The organism is Paenibacillus sp. DMB5, assembly GCF_001517085.1.
In the GTDB taxonomy this organism is placed as follows: domain Bacteria; phylum Bacillota; class Bacilli; order Paenibacillales; family Paenibacillaceae; genus Paenibacillus_AQ.
In genome coordinates this window covers 158,041-178,209 of record NZ_LRAC01000037.1, presented here as the reverse complement: position 1 = coordinate 178,209, position 20,169 = coordinate 158,041, and the positions used below count along the sequence as shown (strand labels likewise).

Sequence of the window (20,169 nt, the reverse complement as noted above, 5' to 3'; positions counted from 1 at the left end):
ATTAGGTGGAAAAACGCCAACTATTTTGGGCCATTTACCGTGCTGGAGGCAATTTTGGCGAAATTAGGTGACGTTTTTCCACTTAGTTTTCAGATAACGGGGTTTCGCGGAGAATTAGGTGTTGATTTTCCACTTAGATAGGCTGTATTGGTGATTTTCTTGTCGGTTTAGCCGTGAACTGAGAGGTATGGGAATCTGGGCGCCAATCCAAGCTGGATGAATTACAGAGCAGAATTACACTGAATTGCTGTTCATAGAATCTTACAATAATACTCCGGAAGCCTGCGTCTCCGCCTGTATGCCAAATCGTTTTGGCGCCGCGGCGTTCCTGAATCATCCAGCCGTAGCTGTAGCCTCCCCAAAATTCGGTTAACGGCTTGCCGGATGAATCCAGAGCAGGAGTAAAAATAGCGCTTTGAGCCTCCTCACCCAGCAGCTGATTGCTGTAAAGAGCATCATCCCACTTTTTCAGATCCTCTAAGGAAGACAAGACATTAGCCGCGCCGGTATCCTCACTGAGGGGCGGATTTCCTGCCAAAAAAAGCTTATATGGTTACAGTTCTGTCATAAAGGGAATAATATTAACCGATTCATCACAATTTGAAACATTTTTTTGTCGAAATTGATAAAAAACATTAACAATCCTGTAGAAATGGACGATAATACTTTTAAATTAATTATAATTGTTTTCCAATTGCCGACTACCAGACAAGCTGTAGAAAGTTTAAATATATGGAACGGGGTGTATGAGATGATCAGATTAGGAACACAGGACATTGTGAATATCACAATGAAGCAAATTGCCGGCATCTTCAAAATGGAGCCTCTTGAGCTCAGATTTGTTAACGATTTTCAGGGTGAGCAATATCTGCTAACCAATGATAAGCTGCATCTCAGCAACCAGCAATACTGGGCTAAGGTGATGGATTGTGTATTCGAGAATCATGTCAGACCGGTCCTGATGTGCGAGGTGCTGTATTTCCTCCGCAACGAATTTATGGAGAGTGACATTAAGCTCAGATTCTCTTACGATTTTGCGGAAGGGGCGGAGGGCGCTGCGACTGCATCAGCAGAGGTAAGCTTTAATGATACTCCTGACCTGCAGCCTGCCGAGATTGCCGAGCTGATTGACTTCGCCTTGTCCCTGCAGGATAAAGTGTGGTTTGAGGAACTGACTTCCAAGTACAAACAATTGACTGCGTAAGCATCTAGAATGCCCGCATAACGAAAAACCGCTGCTCCGTGCTGTATTGACGGAGCAGCGGTTTTTCGTTAAAAGGGTCTAATTTAGCTTCCGATGTAGGTGCTTGGCAAGGACTTCGGAATCAGGTGCGGTTCTCTGGCTTCGGCGGATCAACAGCCGCTGGCAGCCAGCCCCGGGCATTGTCATTGACCAGTCCGGCCAGGAAATCCAGCCATTCCGTACTATCGTTCAGGCAGGGGACAGCCAGGAAATTCTCTGCGGCCCCTCCGCCTGAAACATAAAAATCCCGTCCTTCGACAGCCAGCTCATGCAATGTTTCCAGACAGTCGGTCACCAGGCCAGGCGAGAAAATCATCGGCCTGCGGACTCCCCGCCCGGCCAGGCTCTTCAGCACTTCCTCAGTAGAGGGGCCGACCCATTCCTCCCGGCCAAAACGTGACTGGAAGCTGATCTGCCAGCTTCCCGGTTCCCAATTCATGGCTTCTGCCAGAAGCCGGGCGGTTTCATGGCACTGCTCCGGATAAGGATCGCCCGTCTCCGCATACCGGCGGGGAATGCCGTGAAAGGAGAGCAAGGCGAAATCGGGCTTAGCGGTTAATTCCTGTAAATGGCGGAGCAGGTGCTGCTTCATGGCGGAGATGTATCCGGGTGCATCATAGTATGTATCAATAAACCGCAGGGCGGGTACGAAGCGTTTGTTTACCGGGCCTGAGGCGCTTTTTCTGCCGAGAGCAGCGAAGCAGGCGGCGTCATAGACAGAAGCGGTGGTGGTGGATGAATATTGCGGAAATAAAGGAACAACAATAATCCGCTGCACGCCGGCAGCTTCGAGTGAGGCCATGGCCTGTTCCATACCGGGCCGGCTGTAGGCAAGCCCGAGCTCGACCCGGAAACGGCTGCCGAGCAGCTCCTGCAGGCGGTTCTGCTGAGCCAGCGAATACAGGAGCAGAGGGGAGCCTTCCTTATGCCAGATCGCATTATAGAGCGCTGCGGACTTGCGCGGACGCACACGCAGAATAATTCCGCGCAGCAGAGGCTGCCAGAGCATAGGCGGATAATCAATGATCCGGCGGTCCGACAGGAATCTGCGAAGATAAGGGCGGACAGCCTTTGCGGTTGGCGCATCAGGTGTTCCGATTTGGGCGAGAATGACCCCGATAAGCGGCTGGTTCATTGCCGGAAATGCTCCTTTCCTAAACATGACATCGTTTAAAAATATCATAGATTTTGTAGGCTGCACAATACGTAAAATCACAGGAATCTCATAAGACGGAGTAAATGGGAGAAATTGAGAGTTATCGAAAATATTTTTTTCCTGTTAAATACAAATAGTGATGTTTCTTATAGGGTGTGTGATTTTATATACAGAGAAAAGAAGCCGGGATTTGTTACCATCAAGCCAGAAATTACCTCGCTGAGGTTTTGAAATTTTATGTGAATTAATTCACCTTTTATGTGATTTTTTTCACCTTATGTATCAGTTAATAGCAAAACAAGAAAAGCACCTTCTCAAGAGAGAGGTAGCGGGTCATGCACGAACGGGAGAGGGGGGATGTTTTCTTATGAAGAAACAGGTTGTTCTTCGTAAGAAAGGACAGGTAAAGACCGGCAGGAGGATTGTTTTGAAGAGCTATATACTACTGGGGATTTGGTAAAGGAGAGTACGCATTGACAAAAACTATTTTCTTTGACTATCAGCGCAGCCCTGCTGCTTGCGCCATTATCTTACACTATTAACGCACCGGCTCTGAAGCTGACTGTTGATGCCGTTTCGGCCGCTTCGGAGGAAGCGCCGGCAGCTACAGCCAAACCAGCCGCTAAACCAACAGCCAAGCCAACACCTAAGGCAACAGCCAAACCAAAGCCAACAGCTAAACCAACTGCTAAGCCTACGCCAAAAGCAACAGCGAAGCCAGCTGCCAAGCCAGCTGCAACGCCGAAAGCTACAGCCAAGCCGGCGGCAACTGCAAAGCCTGCTGCTACTGCCAAAGCTACTGCAAAGCCTGCAGCTACTGCTAAACCGGCAGCAACTGCTAAAGCAACAGCCAAACCGGTTGCAACTGCGAAGCCTGTAACTGTTAAAGAAAACGTATATAAAGACGGAGTTTATGTTGCTTACGGCAATGCATACTCCAAAGGCACCGAAGGTGCTAAGGTTACCATTAAGGACGGAAAGATTGCCGATATCGAGCTGATGAGAACCAGCCCTAAGCTCATCGACCGCAATGTCCGCGACAACTACAGCGGCGTATGGGTTGCTTACGGCCTGATGAAGGATAAGCTGCTCGGCAAAACAAGAAACGGCGCAGCAGCAGTTGATGCCGTATCCGGCGCAACCCGCACCAGCAACGGCTGGAAGCTGTCTGTTGACAGAGCGTTTGAAAGAGCGCTTAAAGTAAAACCTGCCGATGCCACCTATTTCGCAGGTGACCACATGGGTATCGATCCTGAAGGCAAATACGCTGTATTTGCAACCTTTGATGAGAACAGCCTTACTGCTGTTAAGCTGTACCCTCTGACTGCAGCTGGTGACTTTGTAGACGAGAAGAACTACACTGCAGAGCAGACTGCTGCCATCGCAGCAATCACTCCTGCACTGCTGGCTAAAGGTTCCTCTGCACAGGCGGTTCCAGGCTTCGAAGTGGAATCCAGAGCTGCGATCAACGCATTCTGGGATGCAGAGCAGAACGCTGTAATCAACAACACATCCGCTTATATTGACGGATTCTACTCCTCCTACGGCACTGCAAGAAGCGTAGGCGTAGAAAGAGCCGATATTATTATCCGCAACGGCAAGCTTGTAGACGTGAAGCTGTACAGACTTGGCACCAACCTGATTGACAGAGGCGCAACTGCTTATGCTGAAGTAGTAAAAGCAAATGCTCCAATGACTGCCAAACTGCTGGCAAACGGATCTTATATCGCTAATTATGATGAGAAGGTTGACGGTATTTCCGGCGCTACCGAAAGCAGCCACGGCTGGAACCAGGCTGTAGAAAGAGCATTCGAAAAAGCGCTGAAGGTTCCGACTGAAGGACAATATTTCGACGGTAAATTTGCAGGTGTGGATAACCAGTCCAAAATCATGCTGCTGGCTGATATTGAAGCAGATAAAGTAACAGGTCTGACACTGAGCCTGTTTGGCACAGACGGCAAGCTGATCGCTGACGCCAAACTGACTGCAGAACAAAAAACGCTGGTTGACCAGCTGAAAGCTGGCCTGCTCGATAAGGGTGTAGCACTTGCCGATGTTACAGGCCAGGAAGCGCTGACCGCAGCAGCAAGAGCAGCTCTGGCTGACGCTCTGGCTAATGCTTCCAAAGTACAAGGCGAGTACAAAGACGGCACATTCACCGCCTACGGTGACGCTTATGATAAAGGTACGAACAAAGCTGACGTTACCCTGCGTAACGGCAAAATCGTAAACGTAGTCCTATCCCGCGTAGGCATGAACATGGTAGACCTGGGCAAGGCCGCTTATGCAGAAGTGCAAAAAGCGATCCCGCAGCTGACAGCAAGCTTCCTTGCTGCCGGTACCAGAGAAGGCGTGCAGGAAGTTGATGCCGTATCCGGCGCAACCAGCAGCAGCAACGCACTGAAAGCAGCAGTAGACAGAGCATACGGTAAAGCTGAAGTTGAAGAAGCACACAAAGCAGCTTACTTCAACGGTATTTTCATCGGTGCAAGCACTGACAAATCCGTAAACGTTATGGTTACTGTGAAGAACAATGTTCCTGTAGCAATGCTTGTGTATTACCTGGATGCTAATGGAAAAGTTAAGACTCCTGAATACCTGACAGCCGCCCAGCTTGCGGTGAAGAGTGAAATTGAGTCCACTTCAACCGGCAACAGCCTGCATAAGTATGGTTACAAGGCAGCTGCATTCGGCGCCAACGAAGCTGAAAAAGCGGTTTCTGCCAAAGTTGTAGAAGCTATCAAAGCGGCTCTGGAAACAGCAGGCAAGTAAGTATTAATGAGTTGTAACAAGGGGTTGTCCTCAGCCGTGCAAATGGCGGGGGGCAGCCCTTTTAGTGTATTATTCGGTTATATTATAGTAGACTTATTATAACTGCGGCATATTTCATATTGAAATTCGTATAGTATTTAAAGGGATTTCGCAGTCAATGTACAAAGTTTACTATACACAGCAGGTGTGTGCCTGTTAGTAACGGGAGGCTCCAACATGACACTTATCAAGCAACTATCTCCACAGGATGAATTTACCGGCTTTTATCTCCTTAGAGAGCTGGCAATCAAACAAACCAACGGTACTCCTCCAAAGGATTATTTTGATATTGTACTAGGTGACTCCAGCGGGCAGATCTCCGCCAAGTTCTGGGATGTCAGCACTGCGGACAAGGAGACCTTTTTTCCAATGGCACTGGTCAAGGTGCGCGGGATTGCCCACACTTACCGTGAAAAGCTGCAGGTTAAGGTTACCAAAATGCGTCTGGCCGAGGAGTCGGATGGCGTATCGCTGACCGAATTTATCCGTTCCGCTCCGATCCGTCCGGTGGACCTGCTGCATACGATCAAAGGGGCGATGTCCAGTATCCGCGATGCAGAAATATCGGCGCTCGTTGCTTTTTGTGTTGGTAAGGTTGAGGAAAAGCTGATGCATTATCCGGCGGCCAAAACCCATCATCATGCCTATTATGCCGGACTGGCCTATCATATGGTACGTATGCTCGAAATCGGAGATTTCCTGTGCAAGCAGCGGCCGTTCCTGAATCCTGACCTCATGCGGGCAGGGATTATTCTGCATGATATCGCCAAGCCGGAAGAGATGATTTCAAGTTTCGGCATTGTCTCGGATTACAGTGTACAGGGCAAGCTGATAGGCCATATCTCCATGGCTTCAAACTGGATTACCGAAGCGGCGATCCGTACAGGGATTGATCTGGAGTCGGAAAAGGTGCTCGCGCTTCAGCATCTTGTATTGTCGCATCACAATTTAGGCGAATGGGGCAGCCCGGTTCAGCCGCAGACAGCCGAGGCAGTCGCCCTGCATCATATTGATGCGATGGATGCCAAGCTGCAGATGGTGGAGGACGCGCTCGATACCACGCCGGAAACGGAGGAATGGACACCATTTATCAGAGGGCTGGAGAATAAGGCAGTGTACCGGCTGAAGCTATAAGCAGCTATAATAACTTAAAATCCTCGGCTACAGCCGTATCAAAAAAGCAGGTTCACCCGGATTCGGGAGAACCTGCTTTTTGTTGTGAGCATCGGCTGGTGGGGGAAGAGGCTGGCAGTTGTGGGCGGTGGGGTATTTAGCGTCAAACGTGTGTGTGATTCGCGGCTCGTGTGATGCGAACCGAGCAAATGAACGAAGGGAAAAAGTGCCTCTGATTCCGCTCGTTTGAGGCAGAATGAATAAAATAAGGGACATAGTAGATTGGCAGCAGTAAGGGGGAAATCCCACTAAAGGCGTGTGGAGAGAGGCGGATTGGCAGCAATAAGGGGGAAAATCCCGTTATTGTCACGTAAAGAAAGCGTGCAGGTTCAACTAATGCCCACGCAAAGTGAGGCGGGCCGCCTAAATAACAGCGGCCCGCCAGACTGGTACTCCCTACTCAAAAGTAAGGCTTAACAGACGGAGAAGATGGCCGTAATGCAGGTGCCTTGGCCGCCTGCTTCTTTCTCGGCGTCTTTTTGGGCGGCGATTTGAACGGGGTGTAGCCGCCTGCGAACATTTTGCCGGCGGTGTAGCCCTGATTGTCTGCCAGCAGGAGCGGCTCGAACTTCTGGTCCTGCTCCATCAGCCTCAGCAGAATCAGTGCTGCGGCACGGGCATCGTCCAGTGCATCGTGGTGCTTCAGGCTGATCCCGAAATGCTGGGAGATGACATTTAGTTTATGGGACGGCAGCTCATCGAGCATTTTTTTGCCGAGTAAGTATGTGCATAAATATTGAAAATCAGGGTAGCGGGTCCCCGAAGCATCCAGGCAGTAGCGCAACACGCTCATATCAAACGCGGCATTATGGGCCACGACGATCTCGTCCTGCAGCAGCGGCTCCACCGTGCTCCAAAGTTCCTCAAAGGTTGGCTGTCCCTGAACCATGGAGGGAGTAATGCCGTGGATCGCAATGTTCATGCCGTCAAACCGCTGGCGCGGATCAATCAGCCACACATGCTCAGCCGTTATTACACCGTCTCTAACCTGGACAAGTCCCAGGGAACAGGCGCTGGAGCGGCTGGAGTTTGCGGTCTCAAAGTCAATTGCAGTAAAATTCATTGGTAAAGCCCCTTATCTATCATATGTATCCTTAATATTAAAGTAGTGAAAGAGTAAATACAATCTGCTGAATTTACAAAACCCGGATAGTATGCTATTCCTAAACTATGAATATTTGGAAAAATGCCAACAGGCTAAGGAGATGAGCGAATGCAGCTGCTGAAAGGCCAAAAAACGGATGTGAGCAAGGGCAGGAACCTGAACGAGCTTATATTATCTTTTGGATGGACGGCCCGGAATGCCGAGATGGGAATTGATGCTGCCGCATTTTTGTTGTCAGAGCAGGGGAAGTGTGAGCGGGATGAGGATTTTATTTTTTATGGAAACCCGGTATCTCAGGATGGTGCCGTCAACCACGCAGTTACGGGAAATGGCGATAAGGAGAGCATTACCGTCTTGCTGCCCCGTCTCTCACAAAAAGTTGCCCGGATCGCGCTGACACTAACCATCTATGAAGGTGAACAGCTGAACCACCGGATGAAGGATGTGTCCGGCCTATATGTCAGACTGCTGGACCGGCAGAGCGGCGAAGAGCTGCACCGTTTTGATTACGGCTCCGATTTAGCACAGGAAACAGCGATAGTAGTGGGAGAGTTATACCGGCATAATGGGGAGTGGAAATTCAGCGCTGTCGGCAGCGGGTTTAACGGCGGGCTTGCTGCGCTGTGTGTGAACTATGGACTGGAAGTCGAATCGTCCGGGTCTGCAGAGGTTGCGGCTGCAGCGGAAACGGCTGTTAAAGGGACTATTAATACAGCTGCGCCGGACAAGCTGTCTGCACCAGCCTCTGCATCCGCCAGCCCGTCTGCACAAACGCCAGCAGCAGCTTCAAACCATCCAACAGCCCAGTCATTTTCATCAGCTCCGGCCAACCCGTCTGCCCCGCCGGCCGCATCAGCATCATCTGCAGCAGCATCGGCACAGGCTTTAAATCCACCTGTTTTGTCTAAGATCGATCTGCGCAAAAAGATCGTCCAGTTCACCCTTGAAAAGAAGCAGCTGACCGGCGTAACGGCCAGAGTAGGCATTGTCCTGGATATCAGCGGCTCTATGAGGAATCTGTATGCGAGAGGCGTGGTGCAGGAAGTGGTTGAGCGGATTCTCGCTGTGGCCAGCAAATTTGATGACAACGGTGTACTGGATGTGTGGGTGTATGATAATGAGTTTAGCCGGATGGAGTCGGTAACCGAGCGGGATTTCGGCGATTACGTCAAACGGCATATCCTGAATAACCGGTCTATTCATAAGTTTGGGTTTAATAATGAGCCTCCGGTCATGGAAGACGTGATCCGTAAATATACGAAGGAAGAGAAGAAGGATAAAACTCCGGTCTTTATTATTTTTATCAATGACGGAGGTGTCGTGAGAGCTACGAAAAAAGTTATTAAGAGTGCAGCCGTCCAGCCGATCTTCTGGCAGTTTGTAGGGATCGGGAACTCCGATTTCGAAGTGCTGGAAGGACTGGATAACATGACGGGGCGTGTCGTGGACAATGCGGATTTTGTGCATCTGGACCGGATTGAGGAGGTTACAGATGAGGAGCTGTACGACCGGCTGTTGAATGAATTCCCGCACTGGCTTAAGGCAGCGAAGGACAAACGGATATTACAACCTTAGCACGCTGCAAAAGCAATATAGGAAACAGGCCGGCCCCGGGGGCTGGCCTGTTTCATGTCAAACTGCTGTGCGATACTGCGCGGAAAGGCAACTGCTCAGAACCCCGTCGCAGACAGCGGTTGTGCAAAACCCTGTGCAGGCGAGGACAGCAGGTCCAGGCGGTAGCCTTTTACCAGTGTCTCTCCGTTCATAATGTCGGTCTCATAGGCCCGTTTGAAGCCCAGATGCTCATAGAGCTTGATGGCGGAGGCCATCATGTCGGAAGTGTGTAGATGCAGGGATGCCGCGCCCCATTCGCGGGATCTTCGCACGGCTTCGCTAATGAGCAGGGTGGCGATTCCGCGGCCGCGGGCGGAGGGGGAGACTGCAAGCAGGCGCAGCACAGGGGCATGGATGCCAAGCTCGGGCCTGCCGTAGGCGGCTTCCGACGAGGTGAACAGCAGCATGCTGCCGGCAATCTGCTGATTAGTCTCGGCGACTATACGTGCAGCCGGTGCATCCCCGTGAACAGAATCTAGGATGGAATTACGGTATTCCAGCCAAAAGGCCTCGGACAGATATGCGGAGTATTGGCTATAGGCATCCAGCAACACCGCCGCAATGGCATCCCGGTCGCGATCTAATGCGTCGCGGATAATAACTTCTTTCGACATATTCGATAAACCCCCTTAATCCTGCGGATTCGGTCATTTGATTGCTGTCATTATACCTGATAATTCACAGTGATATAAGAGGAATTTAAACTTTCCGATAAATGGATAGAAAAGTTCTATCTATAATTATGATTAATTTAATGGAAAACGGGGGGATGCACAGTCCAAATATGTTGACAAAAAAATGAGCCGTATCTAATATATATACAAAATCTATAGGTAAGTACGATCTTAAATCATTGTTAATTCATCGGAATAGTTAAAATTATAAGGCTTATCAGGGAGGGCTTGGAGTGAATATTGATAATATTGAGGCCTTTGTCTACATCAACCACTATGGAAGCTTCAATAAAGCGGCCGAGGTGCTGTATATTTCGCAGCCGACGGTAACGGCCCGTATTCAATCGCTGGAGCGGGAGCTGGATTGCCGGGTGTTCGACCGACTGGGCAAGCAGGTTCATCTTACGGATAAAGGCAAGCAGTTTCTGCCGTACGCCCAGCAGATTCTCCAGGTCTATCAGAGCGGCAAGCATCAGCTTCAGGCCAAAGGCCATATTCCGAATGAACTGAGAATCGGCAGCACAGTATCGGTGTCCAACTACCTGATGCCGCAGCTGCTGCACCGGCTGAAACGGAAATATCCGCATATTACGATCAAGCTGACAACCGCTTCAACCGATCTGCTGATCGATAAGCTGAAGGCCAAAGAAATTGATCTCGCTTTTATCCGCAAAGTGGTTAACCCGGCGATTCAGACATATCCGTTCTGCGAGGACCCCATTTCGCTGTATGTGGATGCGGGACACCGGCTGGCCGCGAGCGGCCGCGCAATGCTGCAGGATATCCGTTCTGAGACGCTGGTGTTTTTTGAATGCGGCTCTTTGGACTGGATGCGGCTGCACCGTGTATTCGAGAGCATGGAGCAGCCGCCGAATATTGAATACCACGTGGATAATCTGGAGACGGCGAAAAAGCTTGTGCTGAAGCAGGCGGGCATCTGCTTTTTGCCGGCGCTGAGCGTGCAGGAGGAGGTAGCGGCGGGAACGCTGATCCGGGTGGATATCGCAGAGACGGAAGGAATATCCCTGCGGACCAGCCTGATCTCCCTGAACGGGGAGAACGCGGAGTTTATTGAGACGCTGCTGGAAGCAGCTCCTGGTAAAGTGGATAATCGACTAATTGTATAGATGTATTAAAAAACTCTATTAGCGCATGGACACATGCAGTGATAAAGTTAATTGCATATAATCATGACTAAATCGATAGGGATTATAAAATTAATTGGACGGAAGACAGGAGGGCTGGCGATGAGTGAGGTTTACCGGCTGGCAGAGCTGAAGGATGCAGAACAGCTGCTGGAAGTTACATACCGTGCCTATCAGCTGATCCGCGAGCTCGGGCTGCACTGGCCTGCGGCAAACGCCGATCTGGCGCTGATTGAAGACAACATAACGGCCAACGAGTGTTATGTCCTTGAAGTGGATGGAGCAGTTGTGGCTACCATTACACTCTCGAAGGAAGAGGAGATCCGCAAGTTCAGCCCGCTGCCTTTTGTAAAATGGTTTGCCACCCACCCGGATTACAGCAACAAGGGTTATGGCGGTAAGCTGCTGGACTGGGTAGAGGAGCAGATTATCCTTGGCAAGCTCGGCTCACCTGAGGTTACGCTGGCCACAGCGAAAAAGCATCCGTGGCTGGTTGAAATGTATGAGCGGCGGGGTTACGAGCGCTTCGTGGAGCTTGATCCGCAGAACGGCGACGGCATTATGTATCTGCTGAAAAAGACACTAACAAATAAATCAAATAAACCACACTACACTCAAAGGGGATAGAAACATGAAAAAGTCCATTTCGCTCGTATTTGCATCCGTATTAACGCTGGCGATCGCCGGCTGCGGAAATAACAGCAATAATGCAGGCGGCAACAGCACAGGCAATAAGGTGGCTGAAGCGGCAGCACCGGCGGATACAGCGGCTAAGGTAACAAAGATCATCGTGGGTACGGGAACCGGGTTCCCGCAGGTATGCTTCCTTGATGAGAACGGTAAGCTGACCGGCTTCGATGTGGAGCTGCTCAAGGAAATTGATAACAAGCTGCCGGCATACGAATTTGATTTTCAGACCATGGATTTCAGCAACCTGCTGCTGAGCCTGGAAACCAAAAAAATCGACCTGGTTGCCCATGTTATGGAGAAAAATCCCGAGCGGGAGCTGAAATACTCGTTTAACAAAGAAGCTTATGCCCACTGGAGAAACCGCATTGTCGTAGCTAAAGATAATGATTCGATCCAGACGCTGGACGACCTGAAAGGTAAAAAGGTACTGGTCGGTGCAACAAGCGCACAGGCGCAGATCCTTGAAAATTACAATAAAGAGAACGCAGATGCGATCAATATTGTCTATCAGAGCGGTACCGCTAACGATACAGCCGCCCAGATTACAACAGGCCGTGTGGATGCTACACTGGCTGCCGATTTTGTCATCCCGATCGTTGACCCGCAGAGCCAGCTGAAGGCTACCGGTCCTGAGCTGTCCTCCGCAGACATTCTCTATGTGTTCCGCAAGGATGATGCCGATTCCCAGAAGCTGTCGGATGCCATTGACGGTGCCATTAAGGAGCTGAAGACAGACGGCACGCTCGGCAGGCTGAGTACAGAATGGCTGGGTGCTGACGTTACAGCGGATTCGGTGCAGTGATGATACCGGCGAACCGGGGAAGGGAGGGAGCGTATGGGCGCACCGTTTGATATCAGTTATGTGTTTTCATTTTTACCTAAGCTGTTAGGTACGCTGGGCACCACGCTGCTGATTGTGGGCGGCTCACTGCTGGCAGGGATTATTGTCGGCTTTCTGGTGGCTTTGCCGAGACTCTATAAAATTCCGGTGCTGAAGACCTGCTCCGAAATCTATATCTCCTTTTTCCGGGGCACGCCGATTCTGATCCAGCTCTTCCTGTTCTATTACGGGCTGCCGGAAATTCTCAAGCTGGTCAATGTAGATATGACGCGGACGCCGGTGCTGGTCTTCGTTATCCTGACCTACGGTCTGCATACCGGAGCTTATATGTCCGAGATGATCAGAGCGGCTGTGCAGGCGGTGGATAAGGGACAGGTTGAAGCGGCTTATGCGACCGGAATGACGGCGTTTCAGGCTTTTAGACGGATCGTGCTGCCACAGGCGCTGGGGATTGCCGTTCCGGTTTTCTCCAACCTGGTGATTGCCCTGCTGAAGGATACGTCCCTGGCCTTTACGCTTGGAGTAATGGAGATGACGGGCAAAGCACAGACGCTTGGTACCTTAACGCAGCATTTTATTGAAACGTATATTGCTCTCGCCCTGATCTATCTGGTTATCAGCTTTACGATTGAGAAGCTGCTGCTGGTGGCCGAACGACGGCTGCTGCGGCATGAGAAACGGACGGCTCCTGAGAGAAGATCGTTCAAAATCAACAAGAGCTGGTCCTACCGCCGCATCATTGCGGAGCTGGGACCGGGTAAAGGAGGCGCCGGATTATGAAGCTGGACCCGTCGTTTATCTGGACGGCTTTTGTGCAGATTCTGGGGGCGATTCCAACGACCCTGTACATCACTGTCGTCTCTGTACTGATCGGCTTCATCATTGGCCTGGCGGTAGCCTTGATCCGGATCTACCGGGTTCCGGTGCTCTATCCGCTGGCGGTCGGTTATGTCACCTTTATCCGCGGAACGCCGATGCTGACGCATCTGCTGCTGATATACTTCGGACTTCCCGTGCTGATTGACGGGCTGGCGGCGCATTTCGGCTGGAGCTTCCGGTCGGTGTCGATTCCGATGATCGGTTTTGCGTACATTTCATTTTCGATTACAGCGGGAGCCTACATGTCTGAGGTGGTGCGTTCCGGCCTGCTCGCAGTGGACCGCGGCCAGCTGGAGGCGGCTCATTCGATCGGGATGACGACACCGCAGGCGCTGCGGCGGATTGTTTTTCCCCAGGCGCTGGCGGCGAGCCTGCCTAACCTGTCGAATTCCGTGATCGGGATGCTGCACGGATCAACGCTCGCTTTTACCGTGTCGGTGGTGGATATCAATGCCAAGGCGCAGATTGTGGCTTCGACGAACTGGAAGTTTTTTGAGGCCTATCTGGCGGCGGCGCTGATCTTCTGGGGGCTTACGTTCCTCATTGAGCGCGTGACATCGGTGATTGAAAGACGGATTAATCTGTATAACCGGGGGGGAGTGGCATGATCAGGCTGGCGCAAATTTCAAAATCATTCGGCCGCCATCAGGTGCTGAACAATATAGATTTAACGGTTACCAAAGGTGAGGTAGTGGTCATTCTCGGGCCCAGCGGCTCCGGCAAAACAACCCTTCTGCGCTGTGTGAATTATCTGGAGAAGCCGGGCAGCGGCGAGATCGCCATCGGTGATTTCAAGGTGGACTGCAAGCATGCCCGCAAACAGGAGATTTATCAGCTTCGGCAAAAGACGGCAATGGTGTTCCAGCAGTACAATCTGTTCCGCCACAAAACCGCCCTGGAGAATGTGATGGAAGGCTTGCTCATCGTCAAAAAGCTGTCAAAGGACGAAGCGCGGAAGCGGAGCATTGCCCTGCTTGAAAAAGTTGGCCTCGGCAGCAAGCTGGATGCCTATCCGAGCCAGCTGTCCGGGGGCCAGCAGCAGCGTGTGGGCATTGCCCGGGCGCTGGCACTGGAGCCGGAGGTCATTCTGTTCGACGAACCGACGTCTGCGCTGGACCCGGAGCTAGTCGGTGAAGTGCTGGCCGTTATCCGCAAAATCGCCAAGGAAGGCATTACGATGATCGTGGTGACGCATGAGATGGGCTTTGCCCGCGATGTGGCGAACCATGTGGTCTTCATGGACGGCGGGGTCATTGTTGAAGAGGGAACCCCTACTGAGCTGTTTAACCATCCGCGTGAGGAAAGAACAAAACAGTTCCTGAAACGGATCACACCTGAACTGAACTATTCCATATAGGAGGCAAAATCATGGCTATTACCATCAGCGTACTGGATCAAAGCCCGATCTATCCGGGAGAAACGGCGGAGGAGGCGTTCCGTCATACGGTCAAGCTGGCACAGCTGTCCGAAAAACTGGGCTTCCGCCGCTTCTGGGTCTCCGAGCATCATGATTCCGAGCAGGTAGCCGGGTCCTCCCCGGAGGTGCTGATCTCGCATCTGCTCGCCAAGACAGAATCAATCCGGATCGGCTCCGGCGGCATTATGCTTCAGCATTACAGCCCGTACAAGGTGGCTGAGAATTTCAATGTGCTGGCCTCGCTGGCTCCGGGCCGGGTGGATCTTGGCGTAGGACGCGCTCCGGGCGGTCTGCCGCGCAGCACGCAGGCGCTGCAGCACGGAAAGACGGATTCGGCAACCTTGACGGACAAAATCGTTGAGCTGGAACAGTATGTACATAACCGGCTCGGGGAAGACCATCCGCTGGCCGGGCTGAAGGCAGGCCCGCTGCCTGTTACGGCACCTGAGCTGTATGTGCTCGGTGCAAGTGTAGGCAGTGCGGAAATAGCCGCTGAGCTGGGACTGCCATACGTATTCTCGCTGTTCATTAACGGCGATCAGGCTGTGGCGCTGGAAGCGATCCGTGCTTACCGCAGCGGGTTTGCAGTTTCGGAGGGCAAAGCGCCGCAGGCGATTATTGCCTTGTCGCTGATCGCTGCGGACACCGAGGAAGAAGCGAAGGAGCTGGCGGGTGCGCACAAGCTGATCCGGATTACGCTGGAGAGCGGCAAGACGCTGACGGTGGCTTCCCGGGAGCAGGCGGAGGAATTCACCCGCCAGGCTAAGGAGGCTTATACCATTGAGGAGCGCGAGCCTGAGATTACCAAAGGGACTAAGGAATCTGTCCGTGAGCAGCTGCTGGCGCTGTCTGAGGCATCCGGTGTCGATGAGTTTATCGTGACAACCAATATCCAGCCTTTTGATAAGCGGCTCCGTTCGTTCGAGCTGCTGAGCGAGGCGCTGGCGGAGGTGCCGGCTGAGGCTTAGGACCAAAGCGGAAGGGCGTAAGACTATAATGCGTAAAGCGTGTAAGGCGTTGAGTATAAAGCGGAGGGAATTAAAAGCGTAAAGGAAATGGCATGAGGAAGGGGCCTGCATATGACAAGCAAAGCTGCAGAGCTGAGCGCGGAAGCGCTTGGAGAACAATTAACCGGGATCCGCCGTCATCTGCACCGGCACCCGGAGCTGTCCAATGAAGAATATGAGACTACCAAATATATTGCTTCGCAGCTTACACAGGCCGGGATTAAGATTCTGGATTACGGTCTGGCAACCGGTGTAATCGCAGAAATTGGAAGCGGCAGGTCCGGTCCTGTTATCGCCCTGCGGGCCGACATCGATGCCCTGCCGGTTCAGGAGGAGACGGGCGCTGAGTATGCATCTCTGTTTCCCGGCAAAATGCACGCCTGCGGTCATGACTTTCATACGGCGGCATTGCTCGGCGCCGCCTATCTGTTGAAGCAGCAGGAGGAGCGGCTGCCGGGAACGGTACGCCTGCTGTTCCAGCCTGCGGAGGAGAAGGCGCAGGGCGCGCAGCGGGTGATTGCCAGCGGAGCGCTGCAGGAGGTGCGCGCCGTAATCGGGCTGCATAACAAGCCCGACCTGCCGGTCGGCACGATCGGCATTACCGGCGGCCCTCTGATGGCCGCCGCAGACGGGTTCGCCGTTACCGTCAAAGGCAGCGGCTCGCACGCAGCCGTACCTGAAGCGGCTGTTGATCCGATTGTAGCAGCAGCACATATCGTGACTGCCCTGCAGTCGGTCGTCAGCCGCAATGTCAGCCCGCTGCATAGCGCGGTTGTCAGCGTAACGCAGCTCCACAGCGGCAATTCCTGGAATGTGATCCCGGAGAAGGCCGTGCTGGAAGGCACCATCCGCACCTTCGATGAAGCGGTGCGCCGGGATGTGCTGGAGCGCTTCGAGCAGGTGGCTTCCGGAGTTGCCGCAGCACTGGGCGCAACGGCTAAGGTCCGCTGGATTGAAGGTCCGCCGCCGGTAATCAATGACGAGGCGCTGGCTGCACTGGGGATTGAAGCCGCTGAAGCGCTAGGCTATCAGGCAGTGAAGCCGGTGCCTTCGCCGGCGGGTGAGGATTTTGCCTTCTACCAGCGCGAGGTGCCCGGACTGTTCGTTTTCGTCGGCACAAGCGGCAGCCGGGAATGGCATCATCCGGCGTTTAATCTGGATGAGCAGGCGCTGCCGGTGGCGGCAAGGTTCCTTGCAGATATCGCTGTGCGTTCCATAGCGTACTACGCCTCCGGCGGAGGTGCATGAATATAGCGGAGCCTAAGATTTACGATGTCGTTGTCGTCGGCGCCGGCTCGATGGGCATGAGCGCCGGCTATGAGCTGGCCCGGCGCGGAGTAAAGGTGCTGCTGGTCGATGCTTATAATCCGCCGCACAAGGAGGGCAGCCATCATGGGGACACCCGGCTGATCCGCCACGCTTACAGCGGAGATCCTGCTTATATCGATTTGGCTCTGCGGGCCGATACGCTGTGGCAGGAATTGGAGCAGCTCAGCGGTTCAGAGCTGCTGGTCCGCTCGGGCGTGCTTAACCTTGCAGACCGCAAGGTGTATTCCTTCGGCGGACGAGTGACGGACGCGCAGCAGCGCGGGGTTAAGGCCGAGCTGCTGGAGGCCGCAGAAATCCGGCGGCGCTGGCCGGGGCTTACGCTGCCGGAATCCTTTACGGCGATGTATGAGCCGGAGGCCGGATACTTGTACAGCGAGCGCTGTATTTCCGCCTACCGTAAGCTGGCTCTGGCGCACGGCGCGGAGCTGCTGACAGACACGCCGGTACTGAACGTGACGGCCCGCGAAGGCGGCGTCACTGTTCATACAGCCGGCGGCGATATTCACGGGGCAAGCGCTATTCTTAGCGCCGGAGCCTGGTTCAGCGGACTGGCGCCGTTTGTGCAACTGCCGATCAAGGCGGTCCGCAAGGTAGTCGGCTGGTTTGAGAGCAGCCCTGATTATGCTGCCGGAAGCTTTCCCGGCTTCACGCTTGGAGCGGAAGAAGGCGGATACTACGGCTTTCCAAGCATCGGCGGCGCGGCCTCAAGATCGGCCGGCATGATACCGGGCAGGAATGGAAGCCGGGCGAGCCGCTCAGGCCATTCGGCAGTGAGGAGAGCGATGAAGGCGACCTCCGCCGCGTGTTGGAGGCTTACATGCCAGGTGCGGCTGGACGGCTGCTGAAAGGCTCCGTCTGCAAATATGAGCATACACCGGATGAGGATTTCATCATCGACCGCCATCCGCTTCACGCCAATGTGTTCATCGCCGGCGGCTTTTCGGGGCACGGCTTTAAATTTTCCAGTGTAGTTGGAGAGATTCTGGCGGACTTGGCTACTGGTGGTACTACGAGTCACAATATCAGTCCTTTTGCCTTATCACGCTTTGCTACCGCCTGACTATCCGCAGGCAGGACTTACCTTGGAGGGGATCACATGAGCAGCACACAACTCAAAGATTACTTGAACACACACCGGCAGCTGGTGCAGGCTACTGACGGATTAACAGAGGAGCAGCTGAAATGGAAGTCGGGTCCGGGGATTTGGAGTGTCACTGAGGTGCTCGCTCATCTGGCGGATCACAGCATTGTGGTGTCGTTCCGCATCCGTGACATCCTTGCAGGCACAACAGCGCAGCTGCCGGCCTTCAATCAGGATGCCTGGGTCAGCGGCCAGTATGCAAATGACGGCAACGCGGCTGATATTTTGGAGCTGTTCCGCAGCCTGCTGCACTATAACAGTTTGTTGCTTAGCCGGCTGCGGCTGAGGACTGGGAGCTGAGCGGAATTAATTTCAAGGGCGACACGGTCAAAATCAGCGACATCGTCCGCGGCTTCATTGCCCATGTGCAGAACCATCTGGCCCAGATTGAGCGGATTAAGCAGGGGGCGGCGGCTGCGGCATTGGTGCAGTGAGAGTCGGCTTATCCTTATGAGGTGAGGATGCTTCCGAAGCAAGTTTTGCGAAGAAATTTCAATGAAGACAATGCTATCAAAACTAAGCGAATGCTTCCGAAGCAAGTTTTGCGAAGAAATTTCAATGAAGATAATGCTATCAAAACTTTGAGGAGGAACGAACATGACCAAACCAAAACAACTGAAACTGGGAGCACTGCTGCACGGGGTGGGCGGCAGCACGTCGATGTGGCGTCATCCGGATGCCAAGCCGGACGCAAGCGTGAACTTTGAGTTATACAAAGAGTGGGTAAAAAAAGCAGAGGAAGGCAAGCTGGATCTGATCTTCATCGCAGACGGGCTGTATATTAACGAGAAGTCCATTCCGCATTTCCTGAACCGGTTCGAGCCGCTGACTCTTCTGAGTGCACTGGCTGGTGTCAGCACTAATATTGGTTTGGTCGGTACGTTGTCCACCTCCTACAGTGAGCCGTTCACGGTGCGCGCCAGTTCGGTTCGCTGGATGTCATCAGCGGCGGCCGGGCCGGCTGGAATGTAGTGACTTCTCCGCTGGAAGGCTCTGCTGCCAACTACAGCAAAAAGGAGCATCCGGATCATGCCAAACGCTACCGCATCGCCGAGGAGTATCTCCAGGTGACGCGCGGACTGTGGGATTCGTGGGAGGATGATGCTTTTGTCCGCGATAAGGAAGCAGGTATCTTCTTTGATCCGCAAAAAATGCACACGCTGAACCATCAGGGAGAGTTCTTCTCCGTGAAGGGACCGCTGAACATTGCCCGCTCGAAACAAGGCCAGCCGGTAGTGTTCCAGGCAGGCTCATCCGAGGTCGGCAAAAACTATGCGTCCAAGGAAGCGGATGCGATCTTCACCGGGCATGAGACGCTGGAAGATGCACAGGCGTTCTATAGCGATGTTAAAGCACGGATCTCTTCGTTCGGCCGTAATCCGGATGAAGTGCTGATCTTCCCGGGTATTGCGCCGATTATCGGGGATACTCCGGAGGAAGCAGAGCGTAAATACCAGGAGGTTGCCGGACTCGTAACGATCGAAAATGCACTGAATTATCTGGGCCGGTTCTTCGAGCATCATGACTTCTCGCAATATCCGCTGGATGAGCCGTTCCCGGATGTCGGTGACCTGGGACGCAACAGCTTCCAGAGCGGCACGGACAAAATTAAAAAGGATGCGAAGGAGCGCGGACTGACGCTGCGGCAGGTAGCTTTGCAGTCGGCAACCCCGCGCAGCAGCTTCATCGGCACACCGGAGCAGGTGGCCGATCAGGTGCAGCACTGGTTTGAATCCGGCGGAGCAGACGGATTTATGATCGCGGCGGCTGTGCCGAACGGGCTGGAGGAATTCGTGGACCGGGTTGTCCCGATTCTGCAGGAACGCGGACTGTTCCGCACAGAATATGAGAGCGACACCCTGCGCGGCAACCTGGGGATTCCTGTGCCTGAGAACCGCTACGCGAAGGCTTCGCAGCCGGCTGGACAGTTCTAAGCCGGGATGA

The 20,169-nt window shown here is 53.1% G+C and carries 17 protein-coding genes and 4 pseudogenes; 17 read left to right on the top strand and 4 right to left on the bottom strand.

The window, feature by feature from the left end; all coding sequences use genetic code 11:
- Positions 1 to 133: 133 nt before the first annotated feature.
- Positions 134 to 538, bottom strand: coding sequence for a serine hydrolase (locus tag AWJ19_RS07430; protein ID WP_082707749.1), 405 nt, complete (start codon positions 536 to 538; stop codon positions 134 to 136).
- Between the two features lie 213 nt (positions 539 to 751).
- On the opposite strand from AWJ19_RS07430, the gene AWJ19_RS07425 reads away from it, so the two are divergent.
- Positions 752 to 1,204, top strand: coding sequence for a hypothetical protein (locus AWJ19_RS07425; RefSeq protein WP_068722562.1), 453 nt, complete (start codon positions 752 to 754; stop codon positions 1,202 to 1,204).
- Positions 1,205 to 1,325: 121 nt separating this feature from the next.
- Here the strand turns inward: AWJ19_RS07425 and hemH are convergent, their stop codons facing one another.
- Positions 1,326 to 2,378: a ferrochelatase gene (gene hemH, locus AWJ19_RS07420; RefSeq protein ID WP_157889959.1), complete on the bottom strand. Its 1,053-nt coding sequence runs from the start codon at positions 2,376 to 2,378 to the stop codon at positions 1,326 to 1,328.
- A gap of 513 nt (positions 2,379 to 2,891) precedes the next feature.
- Between hemH and AWJ19_RS07415 the strand changes: the two genes are divergently transcribed.
- Positions 2,892 to 5,171 carry an FMN-binding protein gene (locus tag AWJ19_RS07415; RefSeq protein ID WP_068722560.1) on the top strand — a complete coding sequence of 760 codons (2,280 nt, stop codon included), beginning with the start codon at positions 2,892 to 2,894 and terminating at the stop codon, positions 5,169 to 5,171.
- A gap of 216 nt (positions 5,172 to 5,387) precedes the next feature.
- A complete protein-coding gene (locus AWJ19_RS07410; RefSeq protein WP_068722558.1) occupies positions 5,388 to 6,344 on the top strand; it encodes an HD domain-containing protein in 957 nt (318 codons plus the stop codon).
- Between the two features lie 439 nt (positions 6,345 to 6,783).
- Here the strand turns inward: AWJ19_RS07410 and AWJ19_RS07405 are convergent, their stop codons facing one another.
- Positions 6,784 to 7,446, bottom strand: coding sequence for a 3'-5' exonuclease (locus tag AWJ19_RS07405; protein WP_068722555.1), 663 nt, complete (start codon positions 7,444 to 7,446; stop codon positions 6,784 to 6,786).
- Positions 7,447 to 7,596: 150 nt separating this feature from the next.
- Here AWJ19_RS07405 and AWJ19_RS33855 point away from each other — a divergent pair.
- Positions 7,597 to 8,112, top strand: a pseudogene (locus AWJ19_RS33855) (TerD family protein); the annotation flags it as partial.
- 276 nt (positions 8,113 to 8,388) lie between these two features.
- Entirely contained in the window at positions 8,389 to 9,063 is a 675-nt protein-coding gene (locus AWJ19_RS07400) for a VWA domain-containing protein (RefSeq protein WP_068722606.1), read from the top strand.
- A 95-nt stretch (positions 9,064 to 9,158) separates the two neighbouring features.
- Here the strand turns inward: AWJ19_RS07400 and AWJ19_RS07395 are convergent, their stop codons facing one another.
- On the bottom strand, positions 9,159 to 9,716 hold the full coding sequence (locus AWJ19_RS07395) for a GNAT family N-acetyltransferase (RefSeq protein ID WP_068722553.1): 558 nt from the start codon (positions 9,714 to 9,716) through the stop codon (positions 9,159 to 9,161).
- Between the two features lie 293 nt (positions 9,717 to 10,009).
- Here AWJ19_RS07395 and AWJ19_RS07390 point away from each other — a divergent pair, with 293 nt between their 5' ends.
- The 12 genes and pseudogenes from AWJ19_RS07390 (at position 10,010) to AWJ19_RS07340 (ending at position 20,159) form a co-directional block, all read left to right on the top strand.
- Positions 10,010 to 10,903, top strand: a complete 894-nt coding sequence (locus AWJ19_RS07390) for a LysR family transcriptional regulator (protein WP_068722551.1) — start codon at positions 10,010 to 10,012, stop codon at positions 10,901 to 10,903.
- Positions 10,904 to 11,023: 120 nt separating this feature from the next.
- Positions 11,024 to 11,548: a GNAT family N-acetyltransferase gene (locus tag AWJ19_RS07385; protein ID WP_068722549.1), complete on the top strand. Its 525-nt coding sequence runs from the start codon at positions 11,024 to 11,026 to the stop codon at positions 11,546 to 11,548.
- Positions 11,549 to 11,552: 4 nt separating this feature from the next.
- The gene (locus AWJ19_RS07380; protein WP_068722547.1) at positions 11,553 to 12,413 is read left to right on the top strand and encodes a transporter substrate-binding domain-containing protein; all 861 of its coding nucleotides are present in this window, start codon (positions 11,553 to 11,555) and stop codon (positions 12,411 to 12,413) included.
- A gap of 33 nt (positions 12,414 to 12,446) precedes the next feature.
- Positions 12,447 to 13,232, top strand: coding sequence for an amino acid ABC transporter permease (locus AWJ19_RS07375; protein ID WP_068722545.1), 786 nt, complete (start codon positions 12,447 to 12,449; stop codon positions 13,230 to 13,232).
- Entirely contained in the window at positions 13,229 to 13,939 is a 711-nt protein-coding gene (locus AWJ19_RS07370; RefSeq protein ID WP_068722543.1) for an amino acid ABC transporter permease, read from the top strand. Before AWJ19_RS07375 ends, AWJ19_RS07370 begins: the two co-directional genes overlap by 4 nt.
- Positions 13,936 to 14,688, top strand: a complete 753-nt coding sequence (locus AWJ19_RS07365) for an amino acid ABC transporter ATP-binding protein (protein WP_068722541.1) — start codon at positions 13,936 to 13,938, stop codon at positions 14,686 to 14,688. Before AWJ19_RS07370 ends, AWJ19_RS07365 begins: the two co-directional genes overlap by 4 nt.
- Before the next feature lie 11 nt (positions 14,689 to 14,699).
- Positions 14,700 to 15,716 (top strand): LLM class flavin-dependent oxidoreductase, encoded by a 1,017-nt coding sequence (locus AWJ19_RS07360; protein WP_068722539.1) that lies wholly within the window; start codon positions 14,700 to 14,702, stop codon positions 15,714 to 15,716.
- 111 nt (positions 15,717 to 15,827) lie between these two features.
- A complete protein-coding gene (locus AWJ19_RS07355; protein ID WP_068722537.1) occupies positions 15,828 to 17,003 on the top strand; it encodes an amidohydrolase in 1,176 nt (391 codons plus the stop codon).
- Positions 17,000 to 17,806, top strand: a pseudogene (gene solA / locus AWJ19_RS07350) (N-methyl-L-tryptophan oxidase); the annotation flags it as partial. The gene AWJ19_RS07355 and the pseudogene solA, both read left to right, overlap by 4 nt.
- A complete protein-coding gene (locus AWJ19_RS37520) occupies positions 17,755 to 18,144 on the top strand; it encodes an FAD-dependent oxidoreductase (protein ID WP_347231088.1) in 390 nt (129 codons plus the stop codon). The pseudogene solA and the gene AWJ19_RS37520, both read left to right, overlap by 52 nt.
- Positions 18,145 to 18,180: 36 nt before the next feature.
- Positions 18,181 to 18,659, top strand: a pseudogene (locus AWJ19_RS07345) (DinB family protein).
- A 163-nt stretch (positions 18,660 to 18,822) separates the two neighbouring features.
- A pseudogene (locus tag AWJ19_RS07340) lies at positions 18,823 to 20,159 on the top strand (LLM class flavin-dependent oxidoreductase).
- The last annotated feature ends 10 nt before the right edge of the window (positions 20,160 to 20,169 follow it).

Excerpts from the sequence above, each read along its gene's own strand:
- AWJ19_RS07425 (WP_068722562.1), top strand. The coding sequence starts at position 752 with ATGATCAGATTAGGAACACAGGACATTGTGAATATCACAATGAAGCAA.
- hemH (WP_157889959.1), bottom strand. The coding sequence starts at position 2,378 with ATGAACCAGCCGCTTATCGGGGTCATTCTCGCCCAAATCGGAACACCT.
- AWJ19_RS07410 (WP_068722558.1), top strand. The coding sequence starts at position 5,388 with ATGACACTTATCAAGCAACTATCTCCACAGGATGAATTTACCGGCTTT.
- AWJ19_RS07405 (WP_068722555.1), bottom strand. The coding sequence starts at position 7,446 with ATGAATTTTACTGCAATTGACTTTGAGACCGCAAACTCCAGCCGCTCC.
- AWJ19_RS07395 (WP_068722553.1), bottom strand. The coding sequence starts at position 9,716 with ATGTCGAAAGAAGTTATTATCCGCGACGCATTAGATCGCGACCGGGAT.
- AWJ19_RS07385 (WP_068722549.1), top strand. The coding sequence starts at position 11,024 with ATGAGTGAGGTTTACCGGCTGGCAGAGCTGAAGGATGCAGAACAGCTG.
- AWJ19_RS07380 (WP_068722547.1), top strand. The coding sequence starts at position 11,553 with ATGAAAAAGTCCATTTCGCTCGTATTTGCATCCGTATTAACGCTGGCG.
- AWJ19_RS07375 (WP_068722545.1), top strand. The coding sequence starts at position 12,447 with ATGGGCGCACCGTTTGATATCAGTTATGTGTTTTCATTTTTACCTAAG.
- AWJ19_RS07370 (WP_068722543.1), top strand. The coding sequence starts at position 13,229 with ATGAAGCTGGACCCGTCGTTTATCTGGACGGCTTTTGTGCAGATTCTG.
- AWJ19_RS07365 (WP_068722541.1), top strand. The coding sequence starts at position 13,936 with ATGATCAGGCTGGCGCAAATTTCAAAATCATTCGGCCGCCATCAGGTG.
- AWJ19_RS07360 (WP_068722539.1), top strand. The coding sequence starts at position 14,700 with ATGGCTATTACCATCAGCGTACTGGATCAAAGCCCGATCTATCCGGGA.
- AWJ19_RS07355 (WP_068722537.1), top strand. The coding sequence starts at position 15,828 with ATGACAAGCAAAGCTGCAGAGCTGAGCGCGGAAGCGCTTGGAGAACAA.